The 312-nt window shown below is 66.3% G+C and carries 1 pseudogene; it reads right to left on the reverse strand.

Features of this window, described 5'->3' with window-relative positions:
* A pseudogene (locus ACLBX9_RS00475) lies at window positions 1-312 on the reverse strand (flagellin); the annotation flags it as partial.

Raw genomic sequence — 312 nt, forward strand, 5'->3', positions numbered from 1 at the left:
GTTCTGGAACTCGACGTCGGCCTGGGCATTCAGCACGATCTTGGTGCCGGTGCTGTCGGTGGAGAAGATCGCGCCGGCGCCGAACGAGCCATTGGAGGAGGTGCTGGCGGAGCTGACCGCGGCGTTCAGGGCCGCGACGGTGGCCGAGATGCTCGATGTGGCACTGATGTTGGCCGACACCGAGGTGCCGTTGATGGTCAGCAGCACGGAGGCGCTTGAGTTGCTGGCGCTGTAGGCGTTGGCGGCGGTGCCGGTGGTGGAGAGCTGGGTCGAGAGCGCCTGGTTGGCGATCGACTTGGCCTGATCGACGAG

It is taken from the genome of Methylobacterium sp. A49B (assembly GCF_053346215.1).